This window comes from Mucilaginibacter defluvii, from assembly GCF_039543225.1.
GTDB classification, from domain to species: domain Bacteria; phylum Bacteroidota; class Bacteroidia; order Sphingobacteriales; family Sphingobacteriaceae; genus Mucilaginibacter; species Mucilaginibacter defluvii.
In genome coordinates this window covers 2,237,406-2,263,547 of the sequence record NZ_BAABJI010000002.1, presented here as the reverse complement: position 1 = coordinate 2,263,547, position 26,142 = coordinate 2,237,406, and the positions used below count along the sequence as shown (strand labels likewise).

Annotated in this window: 27 protein-coding genes; 10 read left to right on the top strand and 17 right to left on the bottom strand. The window is 44.5% G+C overall.

The genetic code is table 11. The features are described from left to right. Positions 1-37 precede the first annotated feature (37 nt). Positions 38-763 carry a DNA repair protein RecO gene (gene recO, locus ABD960_RS16330; RefSeq protein WP_345332512.1) on the bottom strand — a complete coding sequence of 242 codons (726 nt, stop codon included), beginning with the start codon at positions 761-763 and terminating at the stop codon, positions 38-40. Beyond that, entirely contained in the window at positions 753-1,121 is a 369-nt protein-coding gene (locus ABD960_RS16325) for a diacylglycerol kinase family protein (protein WP_345332509.1), read from the bottom strand. The genes recO and ABD960_RS16325 overlap by 11 nt, the downstream gene beginning before the upstream one ends. 104 nt (positions 1,122-1,225) lie before the next feature. Between ABD960_RS16325 and ileS the strand changes: the two genes are divergently transcribed. From ileS to ABD960_RS16305, 4 genes are all read left to right on the top strand, one after another. Further along, on the top strand, positions 1,226-4,627 hold the full coding sequence (gene ileS, locus ABD960_RS16320) for an isoleucine--tRNA ligase (RefSeq protein ID WP_345332505.1): 3,402 nt from the start codon (positions 1,226-1,228) through the stop codon (positions 4,625-4,627). Then, positions 4,627-5,013, top strand: coding sequence for a TraR/DksA family transcriptional regulator (locus ABD960_RS16315; RefSeq protein ID WP_345332502.1), 387 nt, complete (start codon positions 4,627-4,629; stop codon positions 5,011-5,013). The genes ileS and ABD960_RS16315 overlap by 1 nt, the downstream gene beginning before the upstream one ends. Further along, on the top strand, positions 5,013-5,618 hold the full coding sequence (locus ABD960_RS16310; RefSeq protein WP_345332499.1) for a lipoprotein signal peptidase: 606 nt from the start codon (positions 5,013-5,015) through the stop codon (positions 5,616-5,618). Before ABD960_RS16315 ends, ABD960_RS16310 begins: the two co-directional genes overlap by 1 nt. Positions 5,619-5,707: 89 nt before the next feature. Then, complete coding sequence (locus ABD960_RS16305) at positions 5,708-6,028, top strand: GNAT family N-acetyltransferase (protein WP_345332496.1); 321 nt, start codon at positions 5,708-5,710, stop codon at positions 6,026-6,028. 1 nt (position 6,029) lies between these two features. On the opposite strand, the gene ABD960_RS16300 is transcribed toward ABD960_RS16305, so the two are convergent. The 8 genes from ABD960_RS16300 to ABD960_RS16265 form a co-directional block, all read right to left on the bottom strand. After that, positions 6,030-8,519, bottom strand: coding sequence for an AsmA family protein (locus ABD960_RS16300; RefSeq protein WP_345332493.1), 2,490 nt, complete (start codon positions 8,517-8,519; stop codon positions 6,030-6,032). Positions 8,520-8,600: 81 nt separating this feature from the next. Further along, positions 8,601-9,950: an alkaline phosphatase family protein gene (locus tag ABD960_RS16295; protein WP_345332491.1), complete on the bottom strand. Its 1,350-nt coding sequence runs from the start codon at positions 9,948-9,950 to the stop codon at positions 8,601-8,603. Between the two features lie 12 nt (positions 9,951-9,962). After that, the gene (gene eboE, locus ABD960_RS16290; RefSeq protein WP_345332489.1) at positions 9,963-11,168 is read right to left on the bottom strand and encodes a metabolite traffic protein EboE; all 1,206 of its coding nucleotides are present in this window, start codon (positions 11,166-11,168) and stop codon (positions 9,963-9,965) included. 13 nt (positions 11,169-11,181) lie between these two features. Beyond that, positions 11,182-12,345 carry a 3-dehydroquinate synthase gene (locus tag ABD960_RS16285; RefSeq protein WP_345332487.1) on the bottom strand — a complete coding sequence of 388 codons (1,164 nt, stop codon included), beginning with the start codon at positions 12,343-12,345 and terminating at the stop codon, positions 11,182-11,184. Between the two features lie 35 nt (positions 12,346-12,380). Further along, on the bottom strand, positions 12,381-13,277 hold the full coding sequence (gene eboC, locus ABD960_RS16280; protein ID WP_345332485.1) for a UbiA-like protein EboC: 897 nt from the start codon (positions 13,275-13,277) through the stop codon (positions 12,381-12,383). 5 nt (positions 13,278-13,282) lie between these two features. Then, positions 13,283-14,263, bottom strand: coding sequence for a TatD family hydrolase (locus ABD960_RS16275; RefSeq protein WP_345332483.1), 981 nt, complete (start codon positions 14,261-14,263; stop codon positions 13,283-13,285). A 6-nt stretch (positions 14,264-14,269) separates the two neighbouring features. After that, on the bottom strand, positions 14,270-15,007 hold the full coding sequence (locus ABD960_RS16270) for an EboA domain-containing protein (protein ID WP_345332481.1): 738 nt from the start codon (positions 15,005-15,007) through the stop codon (positions 14,270-14,272). A 5-nt stretch (positions 15,008-15,012) separates the two neighbouring features. After that, positions 15,013-15,378, bottom strand: coding sequence for a transmembrane 220 family protein (locus ABD960_RS16265; RefSeq protein ID WP_345332479.1), 366 nt, complete (start codon positions 15,376-15,378; stop codon positions 15,013-15,015). 131 nt (positions 15,379-15,509) lie between these two features. On the opposite strand from ABD960_RS16265, the gene bla reads away from it, so the two are divergent. Both bla and ABD960_RS16255 read left to right on the top strand, forming a co-directional pair. Further along, positions 15,510-16,385: a subclass B3 metallo-beta-lactamase gene (gene bla / locus ABD960_RS16260; RefSeq protein WP_345332476.1), complete on the top strand. Its 876-nt coding sequence runs from the start codon at positions 15,510-15,512 to the stop codon at positions 16,383-16,385. 134 nt (positions 16,386-16,519) lie between these two features. Then, positions 16,520-17,152 (top strand): NAD(P)H-dependent oxidoreductase, encoded by a 633-nt coding sequence (locus tag ABD960_RS16255; protein ID WP_345332473.1) that lies wholly within the window; start codon positions 16,520-16,522, stop codon positions 17,150-17,152. A gap of 72 nt (positions 17,153-17,224) precedes the next feature. Here the strand turns inward: ABD960_RS16255 and ABD960_RS16250 are convergent, their stop codons facing one another. The 7 genes from ABD960_RS16250 to metK form a co-directional block, all read right to left on the bottom strand. Beyond that, positions 17,225-17,752: an OmpA family protein gene (locus ABD960_RS16250; RefSeq protein ID WP_345332470.1), complete on the bottom strand. Its 528-nt coding sequence runs from the start codon at positions 17,750-17,752 to the stop codon at positions 17,225-17,227. Positions 17,753-17,848: 96 nt separating this feature from the next. Then, positions 17,849-18,808 carry a PorP/SprF family type IX secretion system membrane protein gene (locus ABD960_RS16245; RefSeq protein ID WP_345332466.1) on the bottom strand — a complete coding sequence of 320 codons (960 nt, stop codon included), beginning with the start codon at positions 18,806-18,808 and terminating at the stop codon, positions 17,849-17,851. 130 nt (positions 18,809-18,938) lie between these two features. Then, positions 18,939-19,499, bottom strand: a complete 561-nt coding sequence (locus ABD960_RS16240) for an NUDIX domain-containing protein (protein WP_345332463.1) — start codon at positions 19,497-19,499, stop codon at positions 18,939-18,941. A gap of 62 nt (positions 19,500-19,561) precedes the next feature. Continuing rightward, positions 19,562-19,864, bottom strand: a complete 303-nt coding sequence (locus ABD960_RS16235; RefSeq protein ID WP_345332461.1) for a DUF3817 domain-containing protein — start codon at positions 19,862-19,864, stop codon at positions 19,562-19,564. A gap of 7 nt (positions 19,865-19,871) precedes the next feature. Continuing rightward, positions 19,872-20,336, bottom strand: coding sequence for a hypothetical protein (locus ABD960_RS16230; RefSeq protein ID WP_345332459.1), 465 nt, complete (start codon positions 20,334-20,336; stop codon positions 19,872-19,874). Between the two features lie 67 nt (positions 20,337-20,403). Further along, positions 20,404-21,300: an AraC family transcriptional regulator gene (locus ABD960_RS16225; RefSeq protein ID WP_345332455.1), complete on the bottom strand. Its 897-nt coding sequence runs from the start codon at positions 21,298-21,300 to the stop codon at positions 20,404-20,406. Between the two features lie 74 nt (positions 21,301-21,374). Beyond that, entirely contained in the window at positions 21,375-22,625 is a 1,251-nt protein-coding gene (metK, locus tag ABD960_RS16220) for a methionine adenosyltransferase (protein WP_345332452.1), read from the bottom strand. A gap of 213 nt (positions 22,626-22,838) precedes the next feature. Here metK and ABD960_RS16215 point away from each other — a divergent pair, with 213 nt between their 5' ends. From ABD960_RS16215 to ABD960_RS16200, 4 genes are all read left to right on the top strand, one after another. Beyond that, entirely contained in the window at positions 22,839-23,786 is a 948-nt protein-coding gene (locus ABD960_RS16215) for a diacylglycerol/lipid kinase family protein (protein WP_345332450.1), read from the top strand. A gap of 50 nt (positions 23,787-23,836) precedes the next feature. Then, positions 23,837-24,178, top strand: a complete 342-nt coding sequence (locus tag ABD960_RS16210) for a translation initiation factor (RefSeq protein ID WP_345332449.1) — start codon at positions 23,837-23,839, stop codon at positions 24,176-24,178. Between the two features lie 430 nt (positions 24,179-24,608). Beyond that, positions 24,609-25,436 carry a MotA/TolQ/ExbB proton channel family protein gene (locus ABD960_RS16205; RefSeq protein WP_345332447.1) on the top strand — a complete coding sequence of 276 codons (828 nt, stop codon included), beginning with the start codon at positions 24,609-24,611 and terminating at the stop codon, positions 25,434-25,436. 90 nt (positions 25,437-25,526) lie between these two features. Next, positions 25,527-26,141 (top strand): ExbD/TolR family protein, encoded by a 615-nt coding sequence (locus ABD960_RS16200; protein ID WP_345332444.1) that lies wholly within the window; start codon positions 25,527-25,529, stop codon positions 26,139-26,141. Position 26,142 lies beyond the last annotated feature (1 nt).

Below are 26,142 nucleotides of genomic sequence, written 5' to 3'. Positions count from 1 at the left end.
TCTTTACTGTGTTGATTTTCGGGTTTATTCCCGGAAATCAACTTAATACTTCTTCCAGTATCTCGTTCGATTTAATGTTGCCGAAACCTTCAACATGCAACGCGTAATATTCCAGTATTTTATCTATCAGATAGCGCCGCTCCGAATTGTCAATCTTTAGTTGCTCCGGTTTGGCAATGTTGATTTTCAACAGGATGGCAAAGTTTTGTGTGTGCGGGGCAGAAAGGTATAGCGTACTTTCAGGCTTCCAGTTGGTAAATACGCCGTTCTTCATGTCAAAATATGCTGAGCTATCCGCATTGGCTCTGTCCGGATAAAAGCCCAGGTATCGCGTAAGCTGCACCAGAAAAAGCAGATGGAAATTAGCCAGGCCAGACGTTTGGTGGTCCAACCATTCAATAGCGTTAAATATAAAACCGAATAATTGCTCATCCGGCGATTGTTGCCTTACAGCCTTATACAGCACTTCGTTCAAAAAAATGGCGATGCAGCTTTTAATAACATCATAAGGGATAGTTTGCAAAACCGGCGTCGCTTTTAGTTCTGATATGCGCTGTACGCTGCCGTTATTTTTGTGGTAAACTACCATATCAACCAAATGCAGCGGCTGCAGCATGTTGCGTGGTATTTTGGCCTTCGGTTTTTTTACGCCGTTGATGATGTAAGATTGCAGGCCGAATTTTTCCGTAAAAATTTGCACAATTACACTACTTTCGCTGTAATCGGTCGTCCTGAAAATTATGCCCCGGGTTTTATGCAGCATGTGTAGCCAGTAAATATAATTTGGGCAAAAATATGATCGCCCCGGTAATAACGGCAAATACGGCGGCAATAACTACGCATCCCGCGCTTATATCCTTCACATGTCCGGCTTTGGTGTTGTATTCGGGCGAAGCCAGGTCGGTAAGCAATTCAATGGCGGTGTTCAGCATTTCTGTAATAATAACCAGGGTTATCGTCAACGATATCCACAACCATTCGCCGGCGTTAACGCCTAAAAGCAGGCCCAATGCGACAGCTGTAACAGTAGCGCCAATGTGAATCCTGAAATTCAGTTGCGTAGCATACGCATAACTTATCCCCTTAAAAGCGTAACCAAAGCTGCGTATAACCTTTTTCATGTAAAAACGAACTACTTAATAGCTATTTAACCTGTAATGTATAACTTTCTAAACTAAAAATTCCGTATTTTTGCAACCTCTAAAAATTGAGGTAGAACACATTGATGTACAACGAATATAAACAGTTAAACTTATCCGAAACAGGTAAACAGATATTGGAGTTTTGGAAAGAGAACAACATATTTGAAAAAAGTATCAGCAGCCGCCCTGCCGATAACCCGTATACTTTTTATGAAGGCCCGCCATCAGCCAACGGTATGCCCGGCATTCACCACGTAATGGCACGCTCAATTAAAGATATTTTTTGCCGGTACAAAACCCTGAAGGGCTACCGCGTAGAGCGTAAAGGTGGTTGGGATACCCATGGCCTTCCTATCGAGCTGGCGGTTGAAAAATCATTGGGCATCACTAAAGATGATATTGGCAAAAGTATTTCGGTAGAGGATTACAACGAGGCCTGCCGTAAGGAAGTGATGCGTTATACCGACATTTGGAACGACCTTACTCTTAAAATGGGTTATTGGGTAGATCTGAATGACCCCTACATCACCTATAAAAACGAGTATATAGAATCGTTATGGTGGATACTGAAGCAGCTGTACAATAAAGGCTGGTTGTATAAAGGTTATACCGTGCAGCCATATTCACCAAAATCGGGCACCGGCTTGAGCTCGCATGAGCTGAACCAGCCGGGTACCTATAAAATGGTGAAAGATACCACCATCACCGCTCAGTTTTTTCTGAAGAATGATCAGCAGCATCCGCTGATGTCGTCACTATTCAGCAAGCCGGGTGAAGAAACCGCTATTTTAGCCTGGACGACTACACCATGGACGCTTCCATCAAACTGCGCCCTGGCTGTTGGCGAGGATATTGAATATGTAAAGATCGCTACTTTAAACCCTTATACCTTTAAACCGGTAAGCGTGGTGCTGGCCAAGGCTTTGGTAAGCAAATATTTTAAGCCGGAAGGAGAGAACGCCTCTTTTGACGATTATAAAGAAGGCGACAAGGTAATTCCGTGGAGTTTTGAAACTTCGTTTAAAGGTTCTGATCTTATCGGCCTGCGCTATCACCAGTTGATGCCGTATGTAACCAATGCCGACCTGGAGCAGAACGCTTTCCGCGTTATTCCGGCTGATTTTGTAACTACAGGTGATGGTACCGGTATTGTGCACACCGCATCAGTATTTGGTGCGGATGACTTCAGGGCCTGTAAAGAGAATAATGTACCATCAGTAATGGTGCTGGATGAAACAGGCAAGGAAGTACCGCTGGTAAACAAGCAAGGCCGCTTTGTTGATGAAGTGACTGACTTTGCCGGCCGATATGTAAAAGAAGAATACTACAGCAAGGAAGAGCGCGAGGAGCCAGGATTTAAACCGACTGACGTGCTTATATCCATCAAGCTGAAAGAAGATAACAAGGCGTTCAACGTACAGAAATATGAGCACAGCTATCCGCACTCGTGGCGTACGGACGAACCGATTTTGTATTACCCATTAGACAGCTGGTTTATTAAAACCACCGCCGTTAAGGATAAACTGGTTGGCCTGAACAAAACCATCAACTGGAAGCCGGAATCAACCGGTACCGGGCGTTTTGGCAACTGGCTGGAAAACCTGGTAGACTGGAACCTTTCGCGTTCGCGTTACTGGGGTACTCCGCTGCCTATATGGCGCGAAGAGAACGGCAGCGAAGAAAAATGCATCGGCTCGATAGAGGAACTAAACCAGGAAATAGAAAGATCTATCGCTGCGGGGCACATGCCTCAAGGCTTTAAGCTGGATGATATGCACCGCCCTTATGTTGACGATGTGGTATTAACGTCATCAACCGGTAACAAAATGCTGCGCGAGCCGGATCTGATTGATGTTTGGTTTGACTCAGGCGCTATGCCTTACGCGCAATGGCATTTTCCGTTCGAGAATAAGGACGAGTTTAAAAACGCTTATCCGGCTGATTTTATAGCCGAAGGTGTTGACCAAACCCGCGGCTGGTTCTTTACCCTGCATGCCATAGCGGTAATGCTAAGCGAAAGCAGCGACGAGATCAAAGCCATAAACGAGGCGGTTGGCAATGCAGGTATCGCGTTTAAAAACGTTGTATCAAACGGTTTGGTGCTCGATAAGAATGGCAACAAAATGTCAAAGCGTTTAGGTAATGCTACCGACCCTTTCGAAACAATTGAAAAATACAGTGCCGATGCCACCCGCTGGTACATGATCAGCAATGCATCGCCCTGGGATAACCTGAAGTTTAACATTGAGGGTTTGGATGAGGTGCGCCGTAAATTCTTCGGTACGTTATACAACACTTATTCATTCTTCGCGCTGTATGCCAACATAGATAAGTTTACTTACAGTGAGCCTGAAATAGCATTAAGCGAAAGGCCGGAGATTGACCGCTGGATCATATCGCTATTAAATACCTTAACCAAAGAGGTTGATGAGTTTTATGCTGACTTTGAGCCCACCCGTGCTACACGTGCCATACAGGATTTTGTTGACGCGCATTTTAGCAACTGGTACATCCGTTTAAGCCGCAGGCGTTTCTGGAAATCAGAAAACTCTGAGGATAAATTATCGGCCTACCAAACGCTTTACACTTGCCTGGTAACCATAGCCAAACTGATATCGCCGGTAGCGCCGTTCTTTGCGGAGCGTTTGTATAACGATTTGAACAAGGTTACCGGTAAAGAGCAATTTGAATCGGTGCACCTGGCTTATTTTCCTGAATACAACGCCAAGCTGGTGAACAAGGAGCTGGAAGAACGCATGCAGCTGGCGCAGGATGTATCATCGCTGGTACTGTCGTTGCGTAAAAAGATCAGCATTAACGTGCGCCAACCTTTGAGCAAGATATTATTGCCGATACTGGACAGGAACTTTGAGCATCAGGTAGAGCAGGTTAAAGAGCTGATACTTTCTGAGACGAATATCAAAAATATTGAATATATTACCGACGCTGCCGGGTTTATTAAAAAGAAGATAAAGCCTAACTTTAAAGCATTAGGCCCTAAAGCGGGTAAACACATGAAAGCCGTTGCCGATGCAATTGTTAACCTGGATCAGCAGGCGTTGGCGAAGTTTGAACAGGAAGGCAAAACAACTTTTGAGATCAACGGTTCGGTTTTTGAGATCGCGGTAACCGATGTTGAGATCATTGCCGAGGACGTACCGGGCTGGCAGGTTGCAAATTTAGGCAAACTAACCGTTGCTTTAGATGTTACAGTGACTGACGAACTGAAGAAGGAAGGTATATCGCGCGAGCTGATAAACCGGATCCAAAACCTCCGCAAGAGCAAGGATTTTGAAGTGACCGATAAAATTAACGTGCGCATCAAGACTGACAGTACCGCGCTTACCGATGCCGTGAACGCTAATATGGCGTACATAAAGGCCGAGATACTTGCTGATACCATTGTGTTTGACAATGAGCTGAGCGAAGGGGAGTTGACAACTATTGACGAAAACGAATTATTGATTTCTATAAGTAAAATATAATGGCAAACGAAACCACAAAGACCAGATATTCTGACGCGGAACTACAGGAATTCAAAGAGATTATACTTGAAAAAATGCGTACCGCTAAGGAAGAGCTTAACGCCCTTGCTTCATCATTAAGTTCTCCAAACGCTAACGGTACTGATGACACTGCAGGTACTTACAAAACTTTAGAAGATGGCTCGGCTACTTTAGAAAAAGAGCAGATAAACCAGCTTGCTGCAAGGCAAAAAAAGTTTATTGAGCAGCTTGATGCCGCACTGGTACGTATTGAAAACAAAACTTACGGTGTTTGCCGCGAAACCGGCAAGCTGATTCAGAAAGAGCGTTTGCGCGCTGTGCCGCATACAACGCTTAGCATGGAAGCTAAACTTCGACAGAATTAATGAAGGCATCGTACGTTAAACCTTTCCTTGTTGCCACGTTAGTGGTATTGGCCGACCAGGCAATCAAGATCTGGGTGAAGACCAATATGTACATTGGCGAGGAGATTCACTTTTTAGGTGACCGGGGCATGCTGCGCTTTATCGAAAATAACGGTATGGCGTTTGGCATGGAGCTGGGTGGAGAAATGGGTAAGCTTGCTTTAACCCTCTTCCGTATTGTAGCGGTTATAGCCATCGGTTACGGCTTGGTATATTTAATTAAGCATAAAAACCACCGCGGCCTTATTATGAATGTGGCCCTGATATTAGCCGGCGCACTGGGTAATATTATCGACTGTGTTTTTTACGGCAAGGTTTTTAATTATGCCCCCTGGTTTCACGGCCGTGTGGTTGACATGTTCTATTTCCCTTTAATCAGGGGTAACTTTCCGCAGTGGTTCCCGGTATGGGGTGGTGAGGACTTTGAGTTCTTCCGCCCGATATTTAACCTTGCCGATGCTGCAATATCAGTAGGTGTTATTATGATTCTGATATTCCAAAAGCGTTATTTTAAACAGGAAACGCCCGAACCGGTGAGCACTAACAGCGAAGTTGTAGAGGAGTAAAAAAACATTTTATATAAACAGAACAGGCCTTGCTAAAAATGCAAGGCCTGTTCTGTTTAATGCATACAAGCCTTGCTTTTCAGCGTAACATGCTTAAATTTGATTACACCAACACATCTGCTATGTCATCATACACCGATATCGAACTCATTAACAACGAGCCTATCCACAATTTTGAACTGCATGTTGACGGGCACCGCGCTTTTGTTGACTACCTGAAAAAGAACGATAAGTATTACCTCATACATACCGAAGTTCCGCAGGAACTGGAAGGTAAGGGTATAGCGTCAGCGCTGGTTGAAAAGGTTTTTGAATATATAGAGCAGCACAACAGTAAGATTGTGCCACTATGCGTTTATGTACAAAGCTTTTTAAAAAGGCACACGGAATGGAACAGGGTAGTAGCCTGATCTATTTAGCTTCTTTCTCTTTGTTGTCCTCGTCGTCTTTATCCTTGTCTTTCTTACGGTTTTTGTTCAGTTTGATCTTGATCTTGCCGTCGTCGCCGTCAGTTGCCAGCAGGTGCAGCACAATGCCCTTCATGCGTTTTTTACGTCGCTCTTCCGGATCGGTTATTTTGTAATCGTCCTTAGGGTTACGCAAGGGCACCTCAATGGCAATGTTTGTACCCGTACCCAGTGAGTAAACACCTGCTAAGTCGATATTTAATACGCTCGAACTGATCTGCATCGGCCGGATGTTAATCTTTTCGCCCCGCAGATCAAACGTGCCGTTCAGCTGTTGAAAGGTAATGTTATCCAGATCGCGGAACGGGAACGCAAATTTACCCACACTTTTTATGGGCGCGAATGATTTTAAAGCGCCATTTTTAAGATCAAAGGCCAGAGTGCCAAACATTGATCGTGGTACCAAGCTACCGTCATTAGTAATACGCCCGGTTACACTTGCGTTTGAAGATAAGTAACCGGTAAGGTTTTTATTGGTAAGGCTGCTTAGCCCAAAGTTATCAAACGAGTAAAAGAAGGTGCTGATATTTACATTGTACACCTTGCTTTTAATATCGAATGAATTGTATGGGCCGTTTTGTGTTACATGCCCGCTGATATTAAGTGAGCCACCCGCATGTTTAAGGCTGATGCTGTTAATGGTAACGCCATTGTCGGTAAGTTCGGCACTGGCAATGGCATCCGTCGCCAAAAATTTCTTGTAATATACCTTTTCAACCAGCATGTGCAGCTCGGCACTGGCTTTTTCAAAAACGTCATTTAACTGGTCGGCCAGGTTGCCGTTGTTGGTGCGCTTTACAGGCTTTTTGCGCACGTTGACCTTTTTATTTAAAAAGCTCAAAAACTCGCCCAGGTACATTTGCGGACTGCGCACATACCAGGTCAGCACCATCTTTTCCGGGTCTTTATAATACAGGTTCAAAAAGTTTTTTACCCGTCCATCCATATTCACAATACTGCGCCCGCTTTGCAAACGAATGTTTTTGAAAAGCAAATCGTTATCAGTAAAGTATAATGACAAGGAAGAGTTTTTGAAATTAAGGCCACGCGGCACATACGTCAGGTCGGCATTCTTTACATTGATGGCTCCTCTGAATACAGGTTTATTAAGCTGATAATCTACAATATCTGCCTTATAATGTAAATTCAGGTCGGCAGTACCTTTATTAAATCTAAGCGGATCACCATCAAACACATTGTTCAGCTTAGCCACATCAAACTTTGAGCGGAATGCTCCCGAGGCTATTGGCTTAATTAGGTTTACAATGGTAGCCGTATCCATAGTAAAAGGCATTCCCTTATAATTGCCGGTAAAATTGTATAAGCCGATGGCTGAATTTTCGTCGCCTAACTCTTTAGCCTTTTCGTAGCCATTAGTAAACATGCCGTTAAAACTGCAATTATTCATTACACCGCCCGGTGTTTTTAATGTAGCATCACTAACCTTACAGCGTACGTTAATGGCCGGATCACCGCCACCGCCAAAATCACCAACCAATGATGTAGTCACTTCCAATGGTTTTGATATAGCAAACATATTAAGCTTGGCTGAAATGTTAGGAGCCAGCAGGTCGGCTGCGTGTTTCCACAGCAGTTCATCAACCTTTATGTTGATCGTGAATTTAACCGGATCTTTAGCCGTTTCAAACTTTGCACCGATGATAAAAGGGTCTTCACCAATATTTAAAGTGTTGGGTGCTACATTTATAACGCCATCCTTTTCAGTGTACTGAATATCGAACGGTCCGCGCAATTGTTTGTCCTTTAAAAAGCTACCCCGTTTGGTGTTAAAGGCCAGGCTTTTTACTTTGGTATCCAGGTTAATCTTAGCTTTCCAGCCCTCGCTCGGATAGTCAACTTTACCTTTTAGGGAGTTGACGTAAAAACTAAATAATTTGTTGGCTTTTTGATTGTTAAGCGCAAAGGCTACGTTATTCAGGTCAATCCGTTTAATGATTGCCGCCGCACCTTCATCGTCATCTTTTTCTTTTTTAACATCCTCAGGTTTAGGCTTGCCTTTTTTAAACACTGCGGTATTGCTATAGCCGGTGCTATCAGTAAAAAAGTCTATTGAGGCATTGTTTATGCTGATTTTCTGAATATTAACGCTGCCGCCAATCAGTGACAAGGCGTTTACTGCCACTTCAACATCGCCCGCCTGTAGCAGCGTATGCTTATGCTTTTGCCATTGATTATCTTTCAGGGATACATTCTTTAATGACACTGCAACATTAGGAAACGCCGAAAAAAAAGTTGGGTCGAGCTCACCAATTACCAGCTTGCCATCAATGCTTTTATTAACGGTTTGGGTAATAAGCGTTAAAACCTTTTGCTTGTTAAAGGTGATATAAAGGGTGGCGGCAATAAATAAAAGCAATATAAGCGCTATTATTCCGCCCGCTACTTTCAGGGTGATTTTAAACCATTTAGGCATATATTCAGGTGATTAGAAAATATTACACCTTGTAAATGCAAAAGGTATTCCAATCAACCTGCCTAAACCATTCAGGAATGCTTACTGCTTCAGATGCTGCCAGATGATATCGAAAACATCGGGCGCGTTTACAGTGCCTTGCACAGCGCTGTCGGTTATCAAAACCGGCTTGAACTCATTAGCAACATTAACCCTGCCATGCGAACCTTTGATCAGCGTGGCATCCAACGGTATCACATCCATCACGTAGCGGAAACCGGCTTTTTTTCGCAGCAGTTTATAACCGGCGCGAGCCTTTGAGGTCATGAACATTTCAACGGGATCATACCCCGGCTTCTTGTGAATATCAACAACCCGGGCATAGTCGGGCGCTACAGCATCATCCAGCCAAAAATAGTAGGTAAACCAGCTATCCTTATCGGCCATTACCACGAGGTCACCGGCGCGTTCATGGTCAATATGGTATTTGGCCTGTTCCTCACGGTCAAGCACCAGTTCAACGCCTTTAACCGATTTAATGAGGCTTTTTACCTTTTCAGTAACCGACGGATCATTAATATAGATATGCGCGATCTGATGATCAGCCACGGCAAACGCTTTTGATGCGCCCGCGTCCAGTAGTTCCAAGCCACACTCAACGCGTATGCCCAACATATCGTGCTGGCGCAGCAGGCGATTTAAATGTATAGGATTATTTACGGGGGCGATGCCGTATTCAGATAGCAGGATGATCTTCGCGCCTTTCTTTTCGTAAAAAGTAACCAGGTCTTTTACTACCTCATCTATTTCCTTTAATTCAGGGGCGATCTTCGCGGTATCAGGTCCGAACTTTTGCAGGCAGTAATCCAGATGCGGCAGGTAGATTAGTGTAAGGGTAGGGTTATGCAGGTCATCGGTATGCATGGATGCATCGGCTATCCAGCGGGTTGATTTAATATTAGCACCCGGTCCCCAGAATTGAAACAGCGGGAACTGGCCCAGCTTGGTTTGTAATACATCGCGCAGTTCGGCCGGGTGCGAATAGCAATCGGGCATTTTACGGCCATCCGCCAAATAATTAGGGCGGGGCGTAACAGAATAATCGGCATTAGAGTACATATTGTACCACCAAAACATCATGGAGGTGGTGAAGGATGGGTCTTCCTTTTTGGCTTTGTCCCATATCTTTTCACCGTTAACCAGTTTGTTCGATTGTTTCCAGAATTTTATTTCGCTATCTACACGGTCATACCAGCCGTTGCCTACAATGCCGTTATCTGCTGGCCACTTGCCGGTTAGGTAAGCCGATTGTGCCGCTGTGGTAACCGCGGGTAAAAGCGGCTCAATGGTAGTGAGGTTTTTTTTAGCGATGTATTGTTTCAGGAAAGGGGTATGCTCGCCTATAACCGAGGTAGAGAGGCCAACAATATCAATAACAACCGTTTTATTCATAAGTACGATGTATTAAATGCTTAGTTTGTTTTTTACCCAGACCAGTTCGCGACTGATAGATTGTGCCATGGGTACTTTTAATTCCTGTGGCAATACGCCCCATGTATAAGTTTCAGCTTCAAGGTGTTTGGTGAATGGTTTGTTCTTCCAGATTTCCAGCACCTCGCTTATGTCACTTTGGGTTGATTGCAGCAGGCCAAAATCTTCCAGAAATATTGGCACGTGAAAATGCGCGCGCCATTCTGCGGCGTCATCTTTCAGCAGCAGGGCATCTGTCAGGTCAGGGTAGCGGGCAAGTTGCCCGTCATGCAACCGGGCAATTACCTGGTGCAGGTAGGTGGGCTCATCAAATTTGGCAAACTCATCTAATATGGCTTGTTTGTTATCCGGTTCGCCTGTAAAGGTTGCCTTGAGGGCAGCGCTGATCTGTATCTTGCCCGTAACAATGCCTTTAGCCTCTAATTCATCTATCACAGCCTGATGCGGCTCGTAACCAATGGCGAAGTGGCAAACATCATAACATAAGGTGATATGTCGCTTTATCAGTGCTTCGGCTTCATGGGCTAACAGGTCGCGCTTCTCCGCAAAATGGGAAATGCCATGAGGCAGCAAAACATGCTCGTACCAATCGATAAATTCACGGCCGGTTTCAAGCACACCGTCAGGCTCCGGTTCAATATCCAGGTGCAGTAAAATACCCGTTTGCTCATAAATGTTGCTTAACTCCTCGGCCACCAACAATATTTTTTTTGTGGCGACAAGTTTGGCATCTTCCATTTCAACGCCGGTATCAAACCAATGCTTGTAGCTTAATGGCGAGGTAGATATACCACCTTCCATACCCTCGGGGATCAATGCGGTTAGAATATGGAATAAACGCAGCGTGTAGGCCAAACGTTCCGTTGTTGTCCAATCGGGTGCGTGTACCTGGTCTTTCACCACCGTATCATGAAAGCCGCCGTACGGAAAGCCGTTCATGGTAAATACGTATGCATTATTATCAAACAGCCATTGCTTAAATTGATGCATATTATCGCCCATCAATATCTCCACACTGGCCTGGTTTGATAACCGCAGGCCGATACCCATTGGCTTGTTAGGAGATAACTGCGCCTTAACCTCCGGAAAGTTTTGTTTTAAGGCAGCGAAATGATCGGCCCAGCTCTCGCCGGGATGTATGTTGGTGCAGTAGGTTAAATCCGCGTTATTGATCTGCATAGGTAGATAACGTTTATTGCAACTGGTGTTGCTGGGTATCTGTTAAAATATGGCCGGCCTGTTCAAGCAGGGCGGCATCCATTTCGTGAACTTCCTGCCCCTGGCCTATAGCGGTAAGCAGCATAATGGTAAGCTGTCCGCCCAGGTGTTCCCTGAACTCCTCGAGGCCATTCAATATCGGGCTATTGCCCTCGTCGTTTACCTGCAATAGCGGATGGGTAACCTCAAAGCCTAAATTAAGCAGCAGTTGAATTACCCTTTGGCTTTCAGCCGATGTAAGGCGACCTGAAAGGTTTGAATAAACCGTATCCAACGCTATGCCCATGGCAACGGCTTCGCCGTGCCTTACCTCAAAATTGCTCAGATACTCCAGCTTATGGGCACTCCAGTGGCCAAAATCCAGCGGGCGCGATGAGCCGCTCTCGAACGGGTCGGCACCGGCAATATGCTCCATGTGCAGCTTGGCGCAGCGCCAAACCAGTTGGTTCATTATGGTCATGTCGCGCTCAACCAGGGCTTGCGCGTTGGCTTCTATCCAGTTAAAAAAGTCAGCATCCTTTATAAGGGCCACCTTAATGGCTTCGGATATGCCCGAACGCCAGTCGCGATCGCTAAGCGTTGTCAAAAACTGCTCATCGTTAAACACCGCTACCGGCGGAACGAACGTGCCCAGAAAATTCTTTTTATTAAAGTAATTGATACCGTTTTTTACGCCGATGCCCGAGTCGTTTTGCGAGAGCACCGTAGTAGGTATGCGGATATGCTTAATGCCACGGTGTGATATCGCGGCGGCATAACCCACCATATCCAGCACCGAACCGCCGCCAATGGCCGCTATATACGAGTGACGGTCGATGCCGTAAGTATTTACCGCTTCAACCACCTGGTCGAAATAAGTGGTATCATTTTTTACCTGCTCGCCACCGGGAATGATCAGGATATGATCAACCAGTTTTACAGTGTTGTTAGCGGCAAAATAGGCTTTGATGTTCGCTGTTAATTGCGGATGCGCTTCGGCCACACCCTGGTCAATCACAAAAAATATTTTACGTTGTACGGCAGTGTTTATCTGCGACAAAAAGTAGTTAAAGATGCTATTGCCGGCCTCAAAAAGCCCGGCGGTGAAAAGTACTTTATATTCAAATTTTACAGTGAACGACTGTTTTAAATGCTCCATTACAGCTCCGAATCAAAAACGTTAAAAATAAAAAATCAGGTGACGGCGAATATTTTTGCCAGCCACATGGATAAGGGTAGCAAGCAGGCTATCAATAAAGCTACGAAAAATGTGCTGAATGTTGCCGCCCACGCCGCATCCATCAGGATGAGCGATATTACACCTGCCTTTACGGCCGCGCCTATATTTTTACCAACCGGTTGTTGAATAGCCTTTAATAACGGACGGAAAATCATCCAGATGAAAGGTATCAGAAAAACCGAGGTTAATAATAGCGTTCCGTTACGGTAACCAAAATAGGCGATAATACCTGCTACAATGCCGTATAAGCCAGACGCGATGTACAAATTGCCCTTGCTGCCCCCATGCACCTCCCCACGACTGATCATAGTAATACAGAATATGTAGATGATGGGCACCACGGCCAGCATATACCAATGCTGCAAAACATCAGGCAATATGCTGATGCCTAACAGCAGGTTTAAGCCACGGCAAAGCCCCATATTAAGCGGCCCGAAAAAAGGGTGGTGTTTGCTGATCCTGTTATAAAGCAAAGCGAAAAACGCAATGCCCACAGCTAACATACCCGACAGGCTTCCGCAAACAACAGCGGCTGCAATACCTGTTATAAGTAACACACTACCTAATGTTGCGGCAGATGCCTTGCTGATAATGCCGCTTGGTATGGCGCGCTCGGGGCGTTCAATTTTATCAAGTTCGGCATCAAAAACATCGTTAAATACGATGCCGCCGCCATATAGGCAGGCGGTTGAAAAGCATAGCAGCAGTGTGGTTGACAGATAGCCCTGCATCATAAAAGCGCCCGAATCGGCAAAAATACCGGTGATGGCTATGCCTGCCAGCACATCAGCTACCGAAGTAACTATGTTGGCAGGGCGCATCATGCGCAGGTAACTGATGGTTTTACTCAAAACAATTAACTGATTATGATGGACGATTTATCTACCCTTGGCTGCTGGCCGCCGCGTAAAATACTGTTACCTTCAAATTTGGCGCTTTGGTCAATGTTTACGCCAAAGTCAGCCTCGTCAATTTGTCCGCTTTGGGCAAATGCGGTTATGGCGTTGCGGTACGTTACCAATTCAATATCTTCGGCACTGATGCCGTTCAGTTTCATTAACGCGGCAGTTTTTGGTACAGCCAGCGGATCGCTGATGCCCCAATCGGCAGCAGAATTGATCATGATGCGTTCAGAACCATATTGCTTTACCACTTCAACCATGCGCTGGTTGCCCATTTTTGTGAAAGGGTAAATGGTAAATGCCGCCCAAAAACCACGATCGAGCACTTCTTTCACCGTTTCCTCATTATTATGGTCGATGATAACGGTGTAGGGGTCGAGGCCATGCTCCAAAGCGATATCCATGCTACGTTGCGTGCCATGTTTTTTATCACGGTGCGGGGTGTGTACCTGTACAGGCAAACCAGCTTCTTTAGCCAGATCCAGTTGCAGGCGGTAATATTTTTCTTCGGCAGCGGTTTGGTCGTCAAAGCCGATCTCGCCAACGCCAACCACGCCATCTTTATAAACAAACAGTGGTAGTATCTCCATCACCTGCTCGGCCAAAGCCTCATTGTTAGCCTCACGAGAGTTCAGGCCGATGGTGCAATAATGCTTTATACCGAATTGCGATGAACGGAAACGCTCCCAACCAACAAGGCTGCTATAATAATCTCTAAAGCTATCTATCCCCGTGCGTGGCTGACCCAACCAAAATGCAGGCTCTATCAAGGCTACTACACCGGCATCCGCCATGGCCTGGTAATCATCCGTAGTGCGCGATGTCATGTGCACATGCGGATCAAAAAACTTCATGCCTTTAACGGCGCTTATATCAAATGCCTCGGGTTTTTGGCCCGGTAGCGGTTTATCTTCAAATGAATGGCTGCAGCACATAATCTGTCAATTTATTGTGTTAATAGTACTATATTGTTGTTTAACGGCGTTCACAATGCCGGCATCGGTAAACGGCGAAGCCAGATGCCAAAGCTCGGGCACAACGCTACGGCCTGCGGCACCGCGCTCACGGGCAAAATCCATCAGTATGCGGGCAAGTTCGGGGTTGTTGCGCTCGTTAAGGCCGGTTATCAAATCCAGTTGCTTGTCGGTAAAAATGGCTTTCATCACCAGTTGATTCCAGGCGGCTTCGGGCAGGTATTCGGCCGGGTAGGGGTTATAGTACATAATAGCCTCAAGCACGCTGCCAATATTGCTGCGGATACCCTCGGCACAACGTTTTACCCATAGCTCGGGATATGCCAGTATGGGTAGCGCTGAATACAAGGCCACCAACTCATTCATCTCGGCTGCTAAAAACAGATTCTCTATCACGGCGAAATATCGCTCTTGGTCAATAGCGTCAGCCTGCAACATCAGGTACACTCGTCCAAGCCGGTCGGCCGTCCAGCCCTCAATGGTAAAACCTGGGCGTATGGTATTTAGTTGTTCTGCCTGTTCAGGCGCAATATGGATGAGGCCCTTACCCGTTTTACGGGGCATCATGGCAAAGGTCGCATTAAATGAGGCTGTGTTGGTTATATCGCCTTGCTGGCTAAGCCAGGCCCAGGCATCAGTAGTAATATTATTTTGAATAATGGTGGCAAGCTCACCCTGCAACGCTTCTCTATCGTACCCAAACATATTTGTTAAACAGCCAAAAAGTTAATTAATAAAGCCCCGGCAATAATCAGCAGCCCAAAAAACTCACGTGTTTTTTCGATGTAAGGCTTTTCGGCCTGCATGCTTTCAACCAGGCTTGGTTTGTTGTATTTGCTTATCCAATCGCGTACGCCGTCTTTCTGAAAAAACAGCAGCGCCGCGTAAACGAGGTAGAATGCAATCAGCAGCAAATAAATAGATGGGTAATACGTGCCCGCGGCCGCAAGCCCGCAACAGGCGGCAGCGCTCAGGTAAATAGGTACCCACAAGTACCAATCGACATCGTTGAAATTGAGATAAGCAAAGCCAATAAAAGCAATGCAGAATATTATGTTCAATATTATTAAAAGCATACTCAAATGGGGGAACCGATAACGTTTAAATTAAAATGCTATTATCGATTGCAATAAAGCTAAATTATAGAATATTAAGTTTTCCCAATGTAATTATTCATAAATGTTACAAGGCCTTGTATCTTTGGAGCATGCAACGCTACCTATCTAAATTCATCCGTCTAACATTGTTTTTTACCGTAATTTTTACCGCAGCTAACGCACAAAAAGTTGTTGAACCTACGGATGTGCCGGCGGAGTGGTCAAAACCGTACCAGCCCTTCCGGATAGCCGGTAACTTATATTACGTAGGTACTTACGATTTAGCGAGTTACCTGATCGTTACGCCTAAAGGTAATATCCTGATCAACACCGGGCTGGCTAATTCTGCCGGAATCATTAAACAAAACGTTGAAAAACTTGGCTTTAAGTTTAAGGATATTAAAATATTGCTCACTACCCAGGCGCACTACGACCATATGGGTGCCATGGCAGCTATAAAAAAGCAAACCGGCGCTAAAATGATGGTCGACGAAGCCGATGCGCAGGTAGTTGCCGATGGCGGCAGCAGTGATTATGCTTTAGGCAATGGCGTGAGTACCTATGCACCTGTGAAAGCTGATAAGTTATTACACAACCAAGATAGTATTGTACTTGGTGGCACTAAACTGGTAATGCTGCACCACCCCGGGCATACTAAGGGCTCGTGCAGTTATTTGTTTAATGTAAAGGATGCCGTGCGTACCTACCGCGTGCTGATTGCCAATATGCCAAGCATTGTTATTGAAAAGGCTTTTGACGAGGTTGCCGCTTATCCCGAGATTGAGAAGGATTACGCTTACACTTTTGACGCTATGAAAAAGCTGACTTTTGATATATGGTTATCATCGCATGCCAGTCAGTTTGATCTGCAAACCAAGCATAAGCCGGGCGATACCTATAACCCTGAAGCTTATATTGACCGCAAAGGTTATGATGAAGCACTCGCCGATTTGGAGAAGGAATTTGAAGGCAAACGTAAAAGATAATAATGGGTGCTTTTTGCCTCTTCGACGTTTAACACATCTCTTTAATTATCAAGCGTTATATATATAAATGTTTGTTTTATGACAAAATTAAATGTTTAACCATTTAATTTTGCGTATCATAGACAAAATTTATTATGAGCTTGATTGAAGATCTAAACTGGCGCTATGCCACTAAAAAAATGAACGGAGCTGTTGTTCCGCAAGATAAACTGGATTATATATTGGAGGCTGCCCGTTTGGCACCATCATCATCAGGGTTACAGCCTTACAGGATTATTGTAGTATCCGATAAAGACGTGCTGGAAAAAATTAAAGGTATCGCTTTTGATCAAAGCCAGATTGTTGACTGCTCACACCTGTTGGTTTTCGCTGCCTGGGATGGTTATACTTATGAGAAAATTGGTGAGGTGTTTAAACGTACAACACAAGAGCGTGGATTACCGGATGATGCTATGAGCGCTTATCATGATAGGTTATGGAGTATGTATGAGCCGCTTGGCCAGCAATTTCACACTAGTCATGCCGCTAAGCAAGCTTACATAGCCTTAGGCATTGCAGTATCTGCAGCCGCCGAGCAACGTGTTGATGCCACGCCAATGGAAGGCTTTATTCCTGAAAAGCTCGATGAAATTTTAGGCCTGGCCGAAAAAGGGTTGAAAAGTGCCGCTATATTACCGCTTGGATACCGCGACGAAGCTAACGATTGGTTGGTGAACCAAAAAAAGGTACGTACACCAAAAGAGGAATTTGTTATCGAGGTAAAATAAACTCCTTAATAAATAACAAAAAATGAGCGCTTATAATTATAAGCGCTCATTTTTTGTTATAGGGTATAATTATTATTGTTTTTTGATCTCCACCCTGCGGTTAAGCGCGCGGCTGGCCTCGTCAGTATTGTTTGAGATCGGCTTGCTCTCACCATAACCCTTTACCGTTAGCCTGTCGGCACTAACGCCGCTGTTGGTTAGGTAAGTTTTTACGGCGTTAGCACGTTCAACCGAAAGGTCCATATTGTGTTTTTCGGAGCCTTCAGCAGATGAGTGGCCATCCAGCATAAATTTTACCGAATCATCTTTTTTCATCTCAGCTACGGCTTTATCAAGCAGCGCGTATGAATCGGTTTTTAATATGCCCGAGTTAAACTCGAACTGAATATTGCTAAAGTTGTAGTTAGGCGCTGCCGGTGGAGGTGGCGGAGCCGGGGTTTCCTCTTTAACCGGTGGCGGTGGCGGAGGTGTAGCCGGAGCTGCAGCCGGTGGTTTTGGCGGCGGCGGCGCTACAACGGCTTTCTTTGATTTACAGGCCGGCATTGCTGCTACCGAAGCGGCAATAAGCAACATGCTGCCATATTGTTTTAGTGACTTCATTTTTCAAAAAAATAGTTTAAAGTTGAAAACGGGTTTTATACGGCATTTATTGCCGTGGCCGAAGTTAAAGGTTTTGCGCAAAGTATGTATAAACCGCTAAAAACTTCTTTGCGGGCATTTTACGCTATAGGTATTGTTAAGCAAAATGCCAATTACAATTTCGTGCGAGCCGCGGCTGACGGTGTTAAGGTTAGAGGTCGTGATATCGTACGAATAACCGACGTTAATAAGTGAGCTCAGGTTAAACCCAGCCAATATGCCAAACGAGTCGTTTCTGCGATAGGAACCGCCTATCCAAAAATCATCCCTGAAAGCAAGCTTCATATTTACATCATAAGTCGTCGGTGCAGGATCAATAACTTTTACCAGGAAGGAGGGCATTAGCGTAAGGTCATCGGTCATGTAAAGTTTCAATCCGCCTGTAAGCAAAAAATGCGGTACGCTTTTGCTTTGGTTATAGTTGGTTGAAAATATACTTTGTGATAACACCTGCTGTACCGAAATGCCCGTGTAATAGTTAGGGCCATATAGTAGTGCGCCTACCGTAACATCGGGGCTCCATTTGCTGTTGTTGCCGTTATTCAGGGCGGGGTCAATCGGGTTTTCAACGGTTATGGCTGAAGTATTGATGGCATACTGGCTTACGCCCGCGGTTAAGCCAACAGCCAGATTGGAGGTTGGTGACAAGCCCAAGTGGTAGGCATAACTGCCCGCTATGGTGTTTTGAGATATGAGACCAGCTTTATCTGTAATAACCTGCAAACCCACGCCATGGTGCGGTTCGGCAGCCATGTAAGTACGGAGGTAAGAGCGCTCGTTTGGGTTGCCGCTTCCGGCACCACCGTTTAAAAAATTTTCGCCTATTGGCGCATTTATGGTGAAATAAGTAGTTTTGGGAGCTCCTTCAAGGCCCGTCCACTGACTACGATGCCCGAGCTTGAGGTCGATATAGTTTTCGATACCCGCAAATGCAGGATTAACAAGGTAATTATTGAATGGGTATTGCGTATACTGTGGTTTTTGCTGCGCCTGCAGGTTTACCGTTGCAATAAGCAAAATGCCGGTTAATAGCCGGAATAAGTGTTTTGATAAAGCCGACAAGCAGTTTAACTGAAAATTGGTAAATAAAAGGTGTTGACCAATTTAGCAATTTATACTTGATGCCTGCAAATTATCCAACAGTTTGTTACAAAGTACCTTCAAACATCATCAGTTTAATTTTTAAAACTGCTGCTACCGTCATACTATCGGTTATTTCACCGCGGCAAACCATCTGGTAAACATCCTCGAAGGGCAGTTTTTTTATTACCAGTTGTTCGGTTTCTTCGGGCTCTGGTTCAAACTGTTCCAGGTTGCGGGCAAGGTATATAATGGCCAGTTCGTCGCTTACTGAGTTTGAGAGGTGCATCCGCTGTATCTCGATCCATTCAGATGCTTTTAGCCCGGTTTCTTCCAACAGTTCCCGCTTAGCCGAATCAAGCGGATCGATACCGATAGGGCCACCACCTTCGGGCATCTCCCAGCTGTATTGTTCTAACGGAAAACGGTACTGGCCTACCAGGTAAGTGTTTCCGTCGGCATCAAGCGGTAAAACGCCTATAGCCAGGTTTTTAAAGCTCACTTTACCATAAATACCCGGATTGCCGGCCGGGTTAAGCACTTTATACTCGGTAACATTAATCCAGGGGTTATCGTATTTTTCGTGTTCCCCGGTTATCGTCCAAGGGTTTAGGGTAGGGTTTGTCATTAAGGGTAAATATACGCCATTATGCCTTTAACCCCACAAACCATGTTAATGATAGCATTAATTTAATAGCGGCTCAATATCTTTTTATCTACATAAAAGGTACCGAAAGGTATAATGCAGGCTAACAAAACTTTCCAGGTGGTCTCGCTGAATTTCCAGCGCAGCTCAATACCCGCGCTAATGGTGTTCACTACAAACAGTAAAAACAACACACCATGCACCGGGCCTATTGCCTTAACCCACGATGGATCGTTAAAAATGTATTTAACAGGCATGGCTATAAAAACCAGTGCAATTAACGACAGGCCTTCAAGCAGAGCAAGCAGCCTTAAACGGCCAATGTTTGTATTTAATTGTTTAAGCATAATTTTATTAAAATGTACGTAAAAACGGGCGTTGTGCCAATGGCGAAAAAGGCCAGGGTATACTAATAAAAATAATAAGCAGTGCAATGATGAACCAAATGGCCATCGTCTTAAATTTTTGCTCGTCAGTTTTGCAGCGCTTGGCTACTGATGAGCCGATGGTGATTAAAACAACGGCAACCGTCATCATCCCGATATGTATTATGCCGAAAAATAAATAGGGCAACTGCTTTACCGCCTCGTGGTAATGCTGCCTGAAATAGAGCACAAACGGACTGTTAAAATACAATACGAAACCAATAGCCAGCTGCACATGCGCTATGGTAGCGGTTATGTGACGCACTTTGTCATCGCTGCGGGTAAAGTGCCGCCCGGAGAGCCAGCCTCGCAACGCGTTAAATATGGCATAAACTAAGGAAGCTAAAACCAGCCAGCGCGTAACGGAATGGAGAAAAATTAATATGGCGTACATAAGCAAAATTTACGGCAGCAAATTTCAGGATTGCAGCATCAGTTGGATAGGATACATCAAGCCATTATTAGCACTTATCAATCGTGCGGTAGGCTGAAGGGGTAATGCCTTCATGCCGTTTAAACAAGCGGGTAAAATACGACGGATCATCCAGCCCTAAGGCATGTGATATCTCGCTTACCGTATAATTGGTTTGTATCAACAGCACTCTTGCCTCGGCAATAATGGCCTCATCTATCCATGCCGATGGCGATTTTTGTGTGGCGTTTTTAACAATTTTGTTTAAATGGTTAGGGGAGATGCTGAGCATTTCTGCGTAATCAGCGACCCGTTTATCGATGCGGAATTTTGCAAAAACCAGCTCCTTAAATTTATTGATAAGAATGTTTGATTGCACATTCCCGTTTGCTAACAAGGGAACGTATGCCCTGTTTATTTCGCTGAGCAAGCTTAAAAGGTAAGGCTGCAATACATCAATGTTACGGAGTTTGTTTTTACTATATTCAATTACCAGGCGTCGGAATAACTGACCTATATAACCACCTGTTTCGGCATCAGGCTCAATCAGCGGATTACCCCATACCTTTAAAAATTCAAAGCTGTGCAGTAATTCGGCACTGCCAAATTTTGCCGTGATCAAACCGTCGCTAAAGTTGCAGATAAATCCTTTGTTAACATCACCGGTTGCAAATGAAAATACCTGCCCGGCGGCAACCACCAGCATTTGGTTAGGGCCGATGGTATAATTGGTATTGCCTACGCCCATACGGGCTTCGCCTTCGGTAATATATAATATGGAGTGCGATGTAGCACGTGATGCCGGTACCGGGCGTTTCAGGTGACAGTACATATCCTCAACAGGCAGAACAAAAAAGTCTCCCGCAAGGGCTTTCATCTCCTCAGCCGGCATAAAGCGTGATGTAAATGCCAGTGGGTTATATGTATTTATTTTGTTTAATCCCATATGCTACGGTATAAAACAAAAATAGCGGCGGGTAACACCCACCGCTATCACTATAAAATTTTATTGCAGGTAAATTACAGTCCGAAGGCTGTTTTTACCGCGTCAACATGGTCAAGTTTTTCCCAGGTAAACAGCTCAACCTCTTTAGTTACCGAATTGCCATCGTGGCTAATGAAGGTTTTGCTAACGGTTTTGCTCTCCTTGCCAAAGTGGCCGTAGGCCGCTGTTTCGCTATATATCGGGTTACGCAGTTTAAAACGGGTTTCAATGGCGTAAGGGCGCATATCAAAAATAGCTTTAACTTTTTTGGCGATCTCGCCATCATTTAAGCCAACTTTGCTGGTTCCGTAAGTGTTTACGTAAATACCCATAGGTTGCGCCACACCAATAGCGTATGATACTTGTACCAGTACCTCACTGCAAACACCAGCTGCTACAAGGTTTTTGGCGATGTGGCGGGTGGCGTAAGCCGCAGAGCGGTCAACCTTTGACGGATCTTTGCCTGAAAAAGCACCACCACCGTGAGCGCCTTTACCGCCATAGGTATCAACTATGATTTTGCGGCCGGTTAAACCGGTATCGCCATGCGGGCCGCCGATAACGAATTTGCCTGTAGGGTTAATGTGGAACTTGATGCCATCATTAAACAGGTGCGCGTATTTAGGGTACTTGGCTTTAACCCGCGGAATTAAAATACCAATGATATCCTCGCGTATTTTGGCCAGCATGGCTTCTTCGCTGTCAAAATCATCATGCTGGGTTGATATTACGATGGAGTCGATACGTATTGGCTGGTTATCGTCACTATATTCCAGCGTTACCTGCGATTTTGCATCAGGCCTTAAATATTTTATTTCATTGTTTTCGCGACGGATAGCGGCAAGCTCGATCAGTAAAGCATGAGCCAGATCAAGCGCTAAAGGCATGTAGTTGTCGGTTTCGCTGGTAGCATAGCCAAACATCATACCCTGATCACCCGCGCCCTGGTCTTCTTTGTTCTGGCGCTCAACGCCCTGGTTAATATCCGGCGATTGCTCGTGAATAGCCGAGAATACACCGCATGAATTACCATCAAACATGTACTCACCCTTCGTATAGCCAATCTGGTTAATTACGTCGCGCGCAATTTTCTGTACATCAAGATAAGCTTTTGATTTAACCTCGCCGGCAAGTACTACCTGGCCTGTAGTTACCAGGGTTTCGCAGGCAACCTTTGATTCGGCATCAAAAGCCAGGAATTGATCGATCAGCGCGTCTGATATCTGGTCAGCAACTTTATCAGGGTGTCCTTCTGATACGGATTCTGAAGTGAATAAGTATGGCATAAAAATCTTTAAATTAAAATATGTATAACCGGAAAGAGGGGGCGATAAAAAAGAAACACGGTAAAAAAAGGAGCAAACTTTAGCACTTTATTTACGTGGTTGCAATTCGCCGCGCTGAGGCAGCTTAAATCAGTCCACTTTCGGGCGGCTAAAATAAAACAATTTTTACAAAGCCGAAAATAACTTACTTTTGACCCGCTTAAACACAGGTGATTGAAAAAGAAAGTTTTATTTATTGTAAACCCGGTTTCGGGCGGTAAAAGTAAGGATGGGGTGCCGAAACTGATAGGCAATTACCTGGATACAGCGCAGTTTGACGCCACATTTAACTTTAGCCAAGGCGTAACCCATGCGCGAGAGCTGGCTAAACAAGCTATTGTAAATTACGATGTAGTTGTAGCCGTAGGCGGCGATGGCACGGTTAACGAGGTAGCTTCAGCTATAGTAAACAGCAATACAGCTTTGGGTATAATCCCATTCGGATCGGGCAATGGCCTGGCCCGTTTTTTAGGTATACCCATGAATGTACGCGGAGCCGTGGAAACCTTTAATAAAATGAGGCTGGAAACTATTGACTCGGCTTTGTTTAACGGACAGCCATTCTTCAACATGGCCGGTTTAGGGTTTGACGCGCACATCAGTAACGTTTTTTCTCAAGGTAAAAACGCAAAAAAGCGCGGGTTTTACAGTTATTTAAAATCATCAGTACAGGAAATACTGAATTATAAATCGCACGCTTACCATATTAATATCGATGGTAAGGAGTACGATCGGGAAGCCTTTATGCTGAGTTTCGCCAATTCATCGCAGTTTGGCAACAACGCCCATGTTTCGCCCAAAGCATCCGTGCAGGATGGCATGCTGGATGTGTGCGTAGTTAAGCCGTTCCCTTTATACCGCTTTCCGGAGATGGCTTTGCGTATGTTCAATAAAACAGCCGATAAATCAGCATATGTAGAAATAATCCGTGGCAGGCACATACGGGTAATCCGTAAAAATAACGGCCCCGCACACCTTGATGGCGAGCCACAATTAATTGGTACCAACGTTGAAATAAATATTATACCACACTCGTTAAATGTAATAGTGGGCGAGGGCTTTGAGCGCGGCGAGGATACCAAAAACGCATGGGGCAGTTTAGTTGCCAGTGATAACGATTAGCCGGTGAGCCACGTATTATTCGGCTATTATTAATATTTAACCTTACATATATGTCCAGGAAGAACCAAAAGTATACCGGGGTTGTATATTCTACCGATCCGGGTTTCCAATATAGCGGGGATGCGAATGATGACAAGGAAACGCCCGCTCCGCAACAACAAAATCTAAAAATACATCTCGACCGTAAAGGCGGCGGCAAATTGGTTACTCGTATAGCGGGGTTTGCCGGGCTTAATGAGGATTTAGAGGCTTTAGGTAAAAAGCTCAAAACCAAATGCGGCGTTGGCGGCTCGGCAAAAGATGGCGAAATATTAATTCAGGGAGATTTTAGGGATAAGGTAATGGATATATTAATTGCCGATGGTTACAAGGCCAAAAAGGCGGGCGGCTAACCGTTTTATGCCATCGATTGCAATTTTGTTAAAAAAAGATATTATTTGTTTTTAAAGCGCTAAACGTAGTAGTTATAATTAATTTCTTAGTTAATATACTAATTATCAATAGTCAACGTATATAATTATTACTTGAAAGCGGGTAAATCACCCAAAATCTATCAGTTTAGTTACATACTTTTTGTAGGATAATTTTTGCTATTATTGAAAAAAATAATTTTCATTGTAAAAAATTATAGTTGTAACAAACAATATTTGGTGTTGCAAACGTTATTACATTCCGCTGATGTTTCAGGCGAAATGTTAAATTATTATTAAGAATAGTCGATTTTGATTTTTTTCCGTTGTGAAAATTTTAATTTTGTTATTCGCTTAGCAGGCATATTAAACATAAAAAATAAACATAAACTAAAAACTAAATTTTACTGTAATGGCTAACGTACCATCAAAACCAAGTACTCCTGTTAAAAAAGAAAGCTCAAGCTCATCGGGCATTTTCGCAACACTGGCAATTCCGTTGTGTATTGTTGTTGCTATCTGTATATTTATTTTCATACTGGGTGATGGCAGTCACTACAAAGGCGGTAACCCTGATAACGATCCGGTGGATATCTATGGTACAGTTCACAAAGGTGGTCCTATCGTACCGGTGATCATCAGCTTCCTGTTGATGGTTATCGTGTTCTCTATCGAGCGTTTCATCGTTATCGGTAAAGCTTCAGGTTCAGGCAATGTTGATGCCTTCGTTCGTAAAGTACAAGGTTTCCTTAACGCTGGTAACATCGAAGCCGCAAGCGCTGAATGCGACAAGCAAAAAGGTTCTGTAGCTAACGTTATCAAATCAGGCCTGAAAAAATACCGCGAAGTTGAGGCTGATCCAAGCATGGATAGCGAACAAAAAGCTTTAGCTATTCAAAAAGATATTGAAGAGGCTACTGCACTTGAAATGCCAATGCTTGAGCAAAACCTTACTATCATTGCTACCCTGGTATCAATCGGTACACTTGTGGGTCTGTTAGGTACGGTTGTTGGTATGATCGGTGCGTTCGCTGAGCTTGCATCATCAGGCGCTCCAAACCAGTCAGCTCTTTCAACACACATTTCTGAGGCCTTGATCAATACGGCATTAGGTATCAGTACCTCTGCGCTTTCGATCATCATGTACAACGTGTTTACCTCAAAAATTGATAAATTGACTTACGCTATTGACGAGACTGGTTTCAGCATCGTTCAAACGTTCGCGTCATCACACAGATAATAAATATTTAGCGCTTAGTTTCGGCTGGCCTCAGTCAGCCGAAATGTTTAATAAATAACAACAAGCCTTAATATTTAACAGATTAAAATTATGCCAAAAGTAAAAGTTGCACGAAAAAGTACATCGATAGACATGACCGCAATGTGTGATGTGGCGTTTCTATTGCTTACCTTTTTCATATTGACCGCGAAGCCTCGTATCGAGGATCCAGTTCCCGTGGATGTTCCGGGCTCAGTGAAGGACATAAAGCTACCCGAAGAAAACATAGCGGTTATCACCGTAGGTGAAAAAAAGGCTTTCTTCAGCGTAGAAGGTAACGATGTACGCAAAGCGGTTTTAGAGCAGATGGGTGGGCTTTACAATATCCAGTTTACCCCTCAGGAAATGAATAAGTTTGCCGCATTACCTGTGTTTGGAGTGCCAATTCAATCATTAAAGCAGTTTTTAGCTTTGGATGTTGAACAAAGGCAACGCTATCCGCAGCCTGGCATCCCGCGCGATTCAGTTAGCGATGAGCTTTTTAACTGGATCAGGGAATCACGTAAAGCGGTAAAAGCTTTGCACAACCAGGAAATGCGTGTGTCTATCAAAGGCGACAGTAAAGAAGAATATCCAACAATTAAGGATGTTATTGCCATACTGCAGCGCCAAAAAGTTAATAAATTTAGTTTAATAACATCCCTTAGAGGAGCATCAAAAGATTAAG

Excerpts from the sequence above, each read along its gene's own strand:
- ABD960_RS16295 (WP_345332491.1), bottom strand. The coding sequence starts at position 9,950 with ATGAATAAAACGGTTGTTATTGATATTGTTGGCCTCTCTACCTCGGTT.
- ABD960_RS16310 (WP_345332499.1), top strand. The coding sequence starts at position 5,013 with ATGAAGGCATCGTACGTTAAACCTTTCCTTGTTGCCACGTTAGTGGTA.
- ABD960_RS16315 (WP_345332502.1), top strand. The coding sequence starts at position 4,627 with ATGGCAAACGAAACCACAAAGACCAGATATTCTGACGCGGAACTACAG.
- ABD960_RS16200 (WP_345332444.1), top strand. The coding sequence starts at position 25,527 with ATGCCAAAAGTAAAAGTTGCACGAAAAAGTACATCGATAGACATGACC.
- ABD960_RS16205 (WP_345332447.1), top strand. The coding sequence starts at position 24,609 with ATGGCTAACGTACCATCAAAACCAAGTACTCCTGTTAAAAAAGAAAGC.
- ABD960_RS16325 (WP_345332509.1), bottom strand. The coding sequence starts at position 1,121 with ATGAAAAAGGTTATACGCAGCTTTGGTTACGCTTTTAAGGGGATAAGT.
- ABD960_RS16235 (WP_345332461.1), bottom strand. The coding sequence starts at position 19,864 with ATGCTTAAACAATTAAATACAAACATTGGCCGTTTAAGGCTGCTTGCT.
- ABD960_RS16275 (WP_345332483.1), bottom strand. The coding sequence starts at position 14,263 with ATGTGCTGCAGCCATTCATTTGAAGATAAACCGCTACCGGGCCAAAAA.
- ileS (WP_345332505.1), top strand. The coding sequence starts at position 1,226 with ATGTACAACGAATATAAACAGTTAAACTTATCCGAAACAGGTAAACAG.
- ABD960_RS16305 (WP_345332496.1), top strand. The coding sequence starts at position 5,708 with ATGCTTAAATTTGATTACACCAACACATCTGCTATGTCATCATACACC.
- ABD960_RS16230 (WP_345332459.1), bottom strand. The coding sequence starts at position 20,336 with ATGTACGCCATATTAATTTTTCTCCATTCCGTTACGCGCTGGCTGGTT.
- eboE (WP_345332489.1), bottom strand. The coding sequence starts at position 11,168 with ATGCAGATCAATAACGCGGATTTAACCTACTGCACCAACATACATCCC.
- ABD960_RS16225 (WP_345332455.1), bottom strand. The coding sequence starts at position 21,300 with ATGGGATTAAACAAAATAAATACATATAACCCACTGGCATTTACATCA.
- recO (WP_345332512.1), bottom strand. The coding sequence starts at position 763 with ATGCTGCATAAAACCCGGGGCATAATTTTCAGGACGACCGATTACAGC.
- ABD960_RS16265 (WP_345332479.1), bottom strand. The coding sequence starts at position 15,378 with ATGCTTTTAATAATATTGAACATAATATTCTGCATTGCTTTTATTGGC.
- ABD960_RS16250 (WP_345332470.1), bottom strand. The coding sequence starts at position 17,752 with ATGAAGTCACTAAAACAATATGGCAGCATGTTGCTTATTGCCGCTTCG.
- ABD960_RS16255 (WP_345332473.1), top strand. The coding sequence starts at position 16,520 with ATGAGCTTGATTGAAGATCTAAACTGGCGCTATGCCACTAAAAAAATG.
- ABD960_RS16240 (WP_345332463.1), bottom strand. The coding sequence starts at position 19,499 with ATGACAAACCCTACCCTAAACCCTTGGACGATAACCGGGGAACACGAA.
- ABD960_RS16270 (WP_345332481.1), bottom strand. The coding sequence starts at position 15,007 with ATGTTTGGGTACGATAGAGAAGCGTTGCAGGGTGAGCTTGCCACCATT.
- metK (WP_345332452.1), bottom strand. The coding sequence starts at position 22,625 with ATGCCATACTTATTCACTTCAGAATCCGTATCAGAAGGACACCCTGAT.
- ABD960_RS16210 (WP_345332449.1), top strand. The coding sequence starts at position 23,837 with ATGTCCAGGAAGAACCAAAAGTATACCGGGGTTGTATATTCTACCGAT.
- ABD960_RS16300 (WP_345332493.1), bottom strand. The coding sequence starts at position 8,519 with ATGCCTAAATGGTTTAAAATCACCCTGAAAGTAGCGGGCGGAATAATA.
- bla (WP_345332476.1), top strand. The coding sequence starts at position 15,510 with ATGCAACGCTACCTATCTAAATTCATCCGTCTAACATTGTTTTTTACC.
- ABD960_RS16285 (WP_345332487.1), bottom strand. The coding sequence starts at position 12,345 with ATGGAGCATTTAAAACAGTCGTTCACTGTAAAATTTGAATATAAAGTA.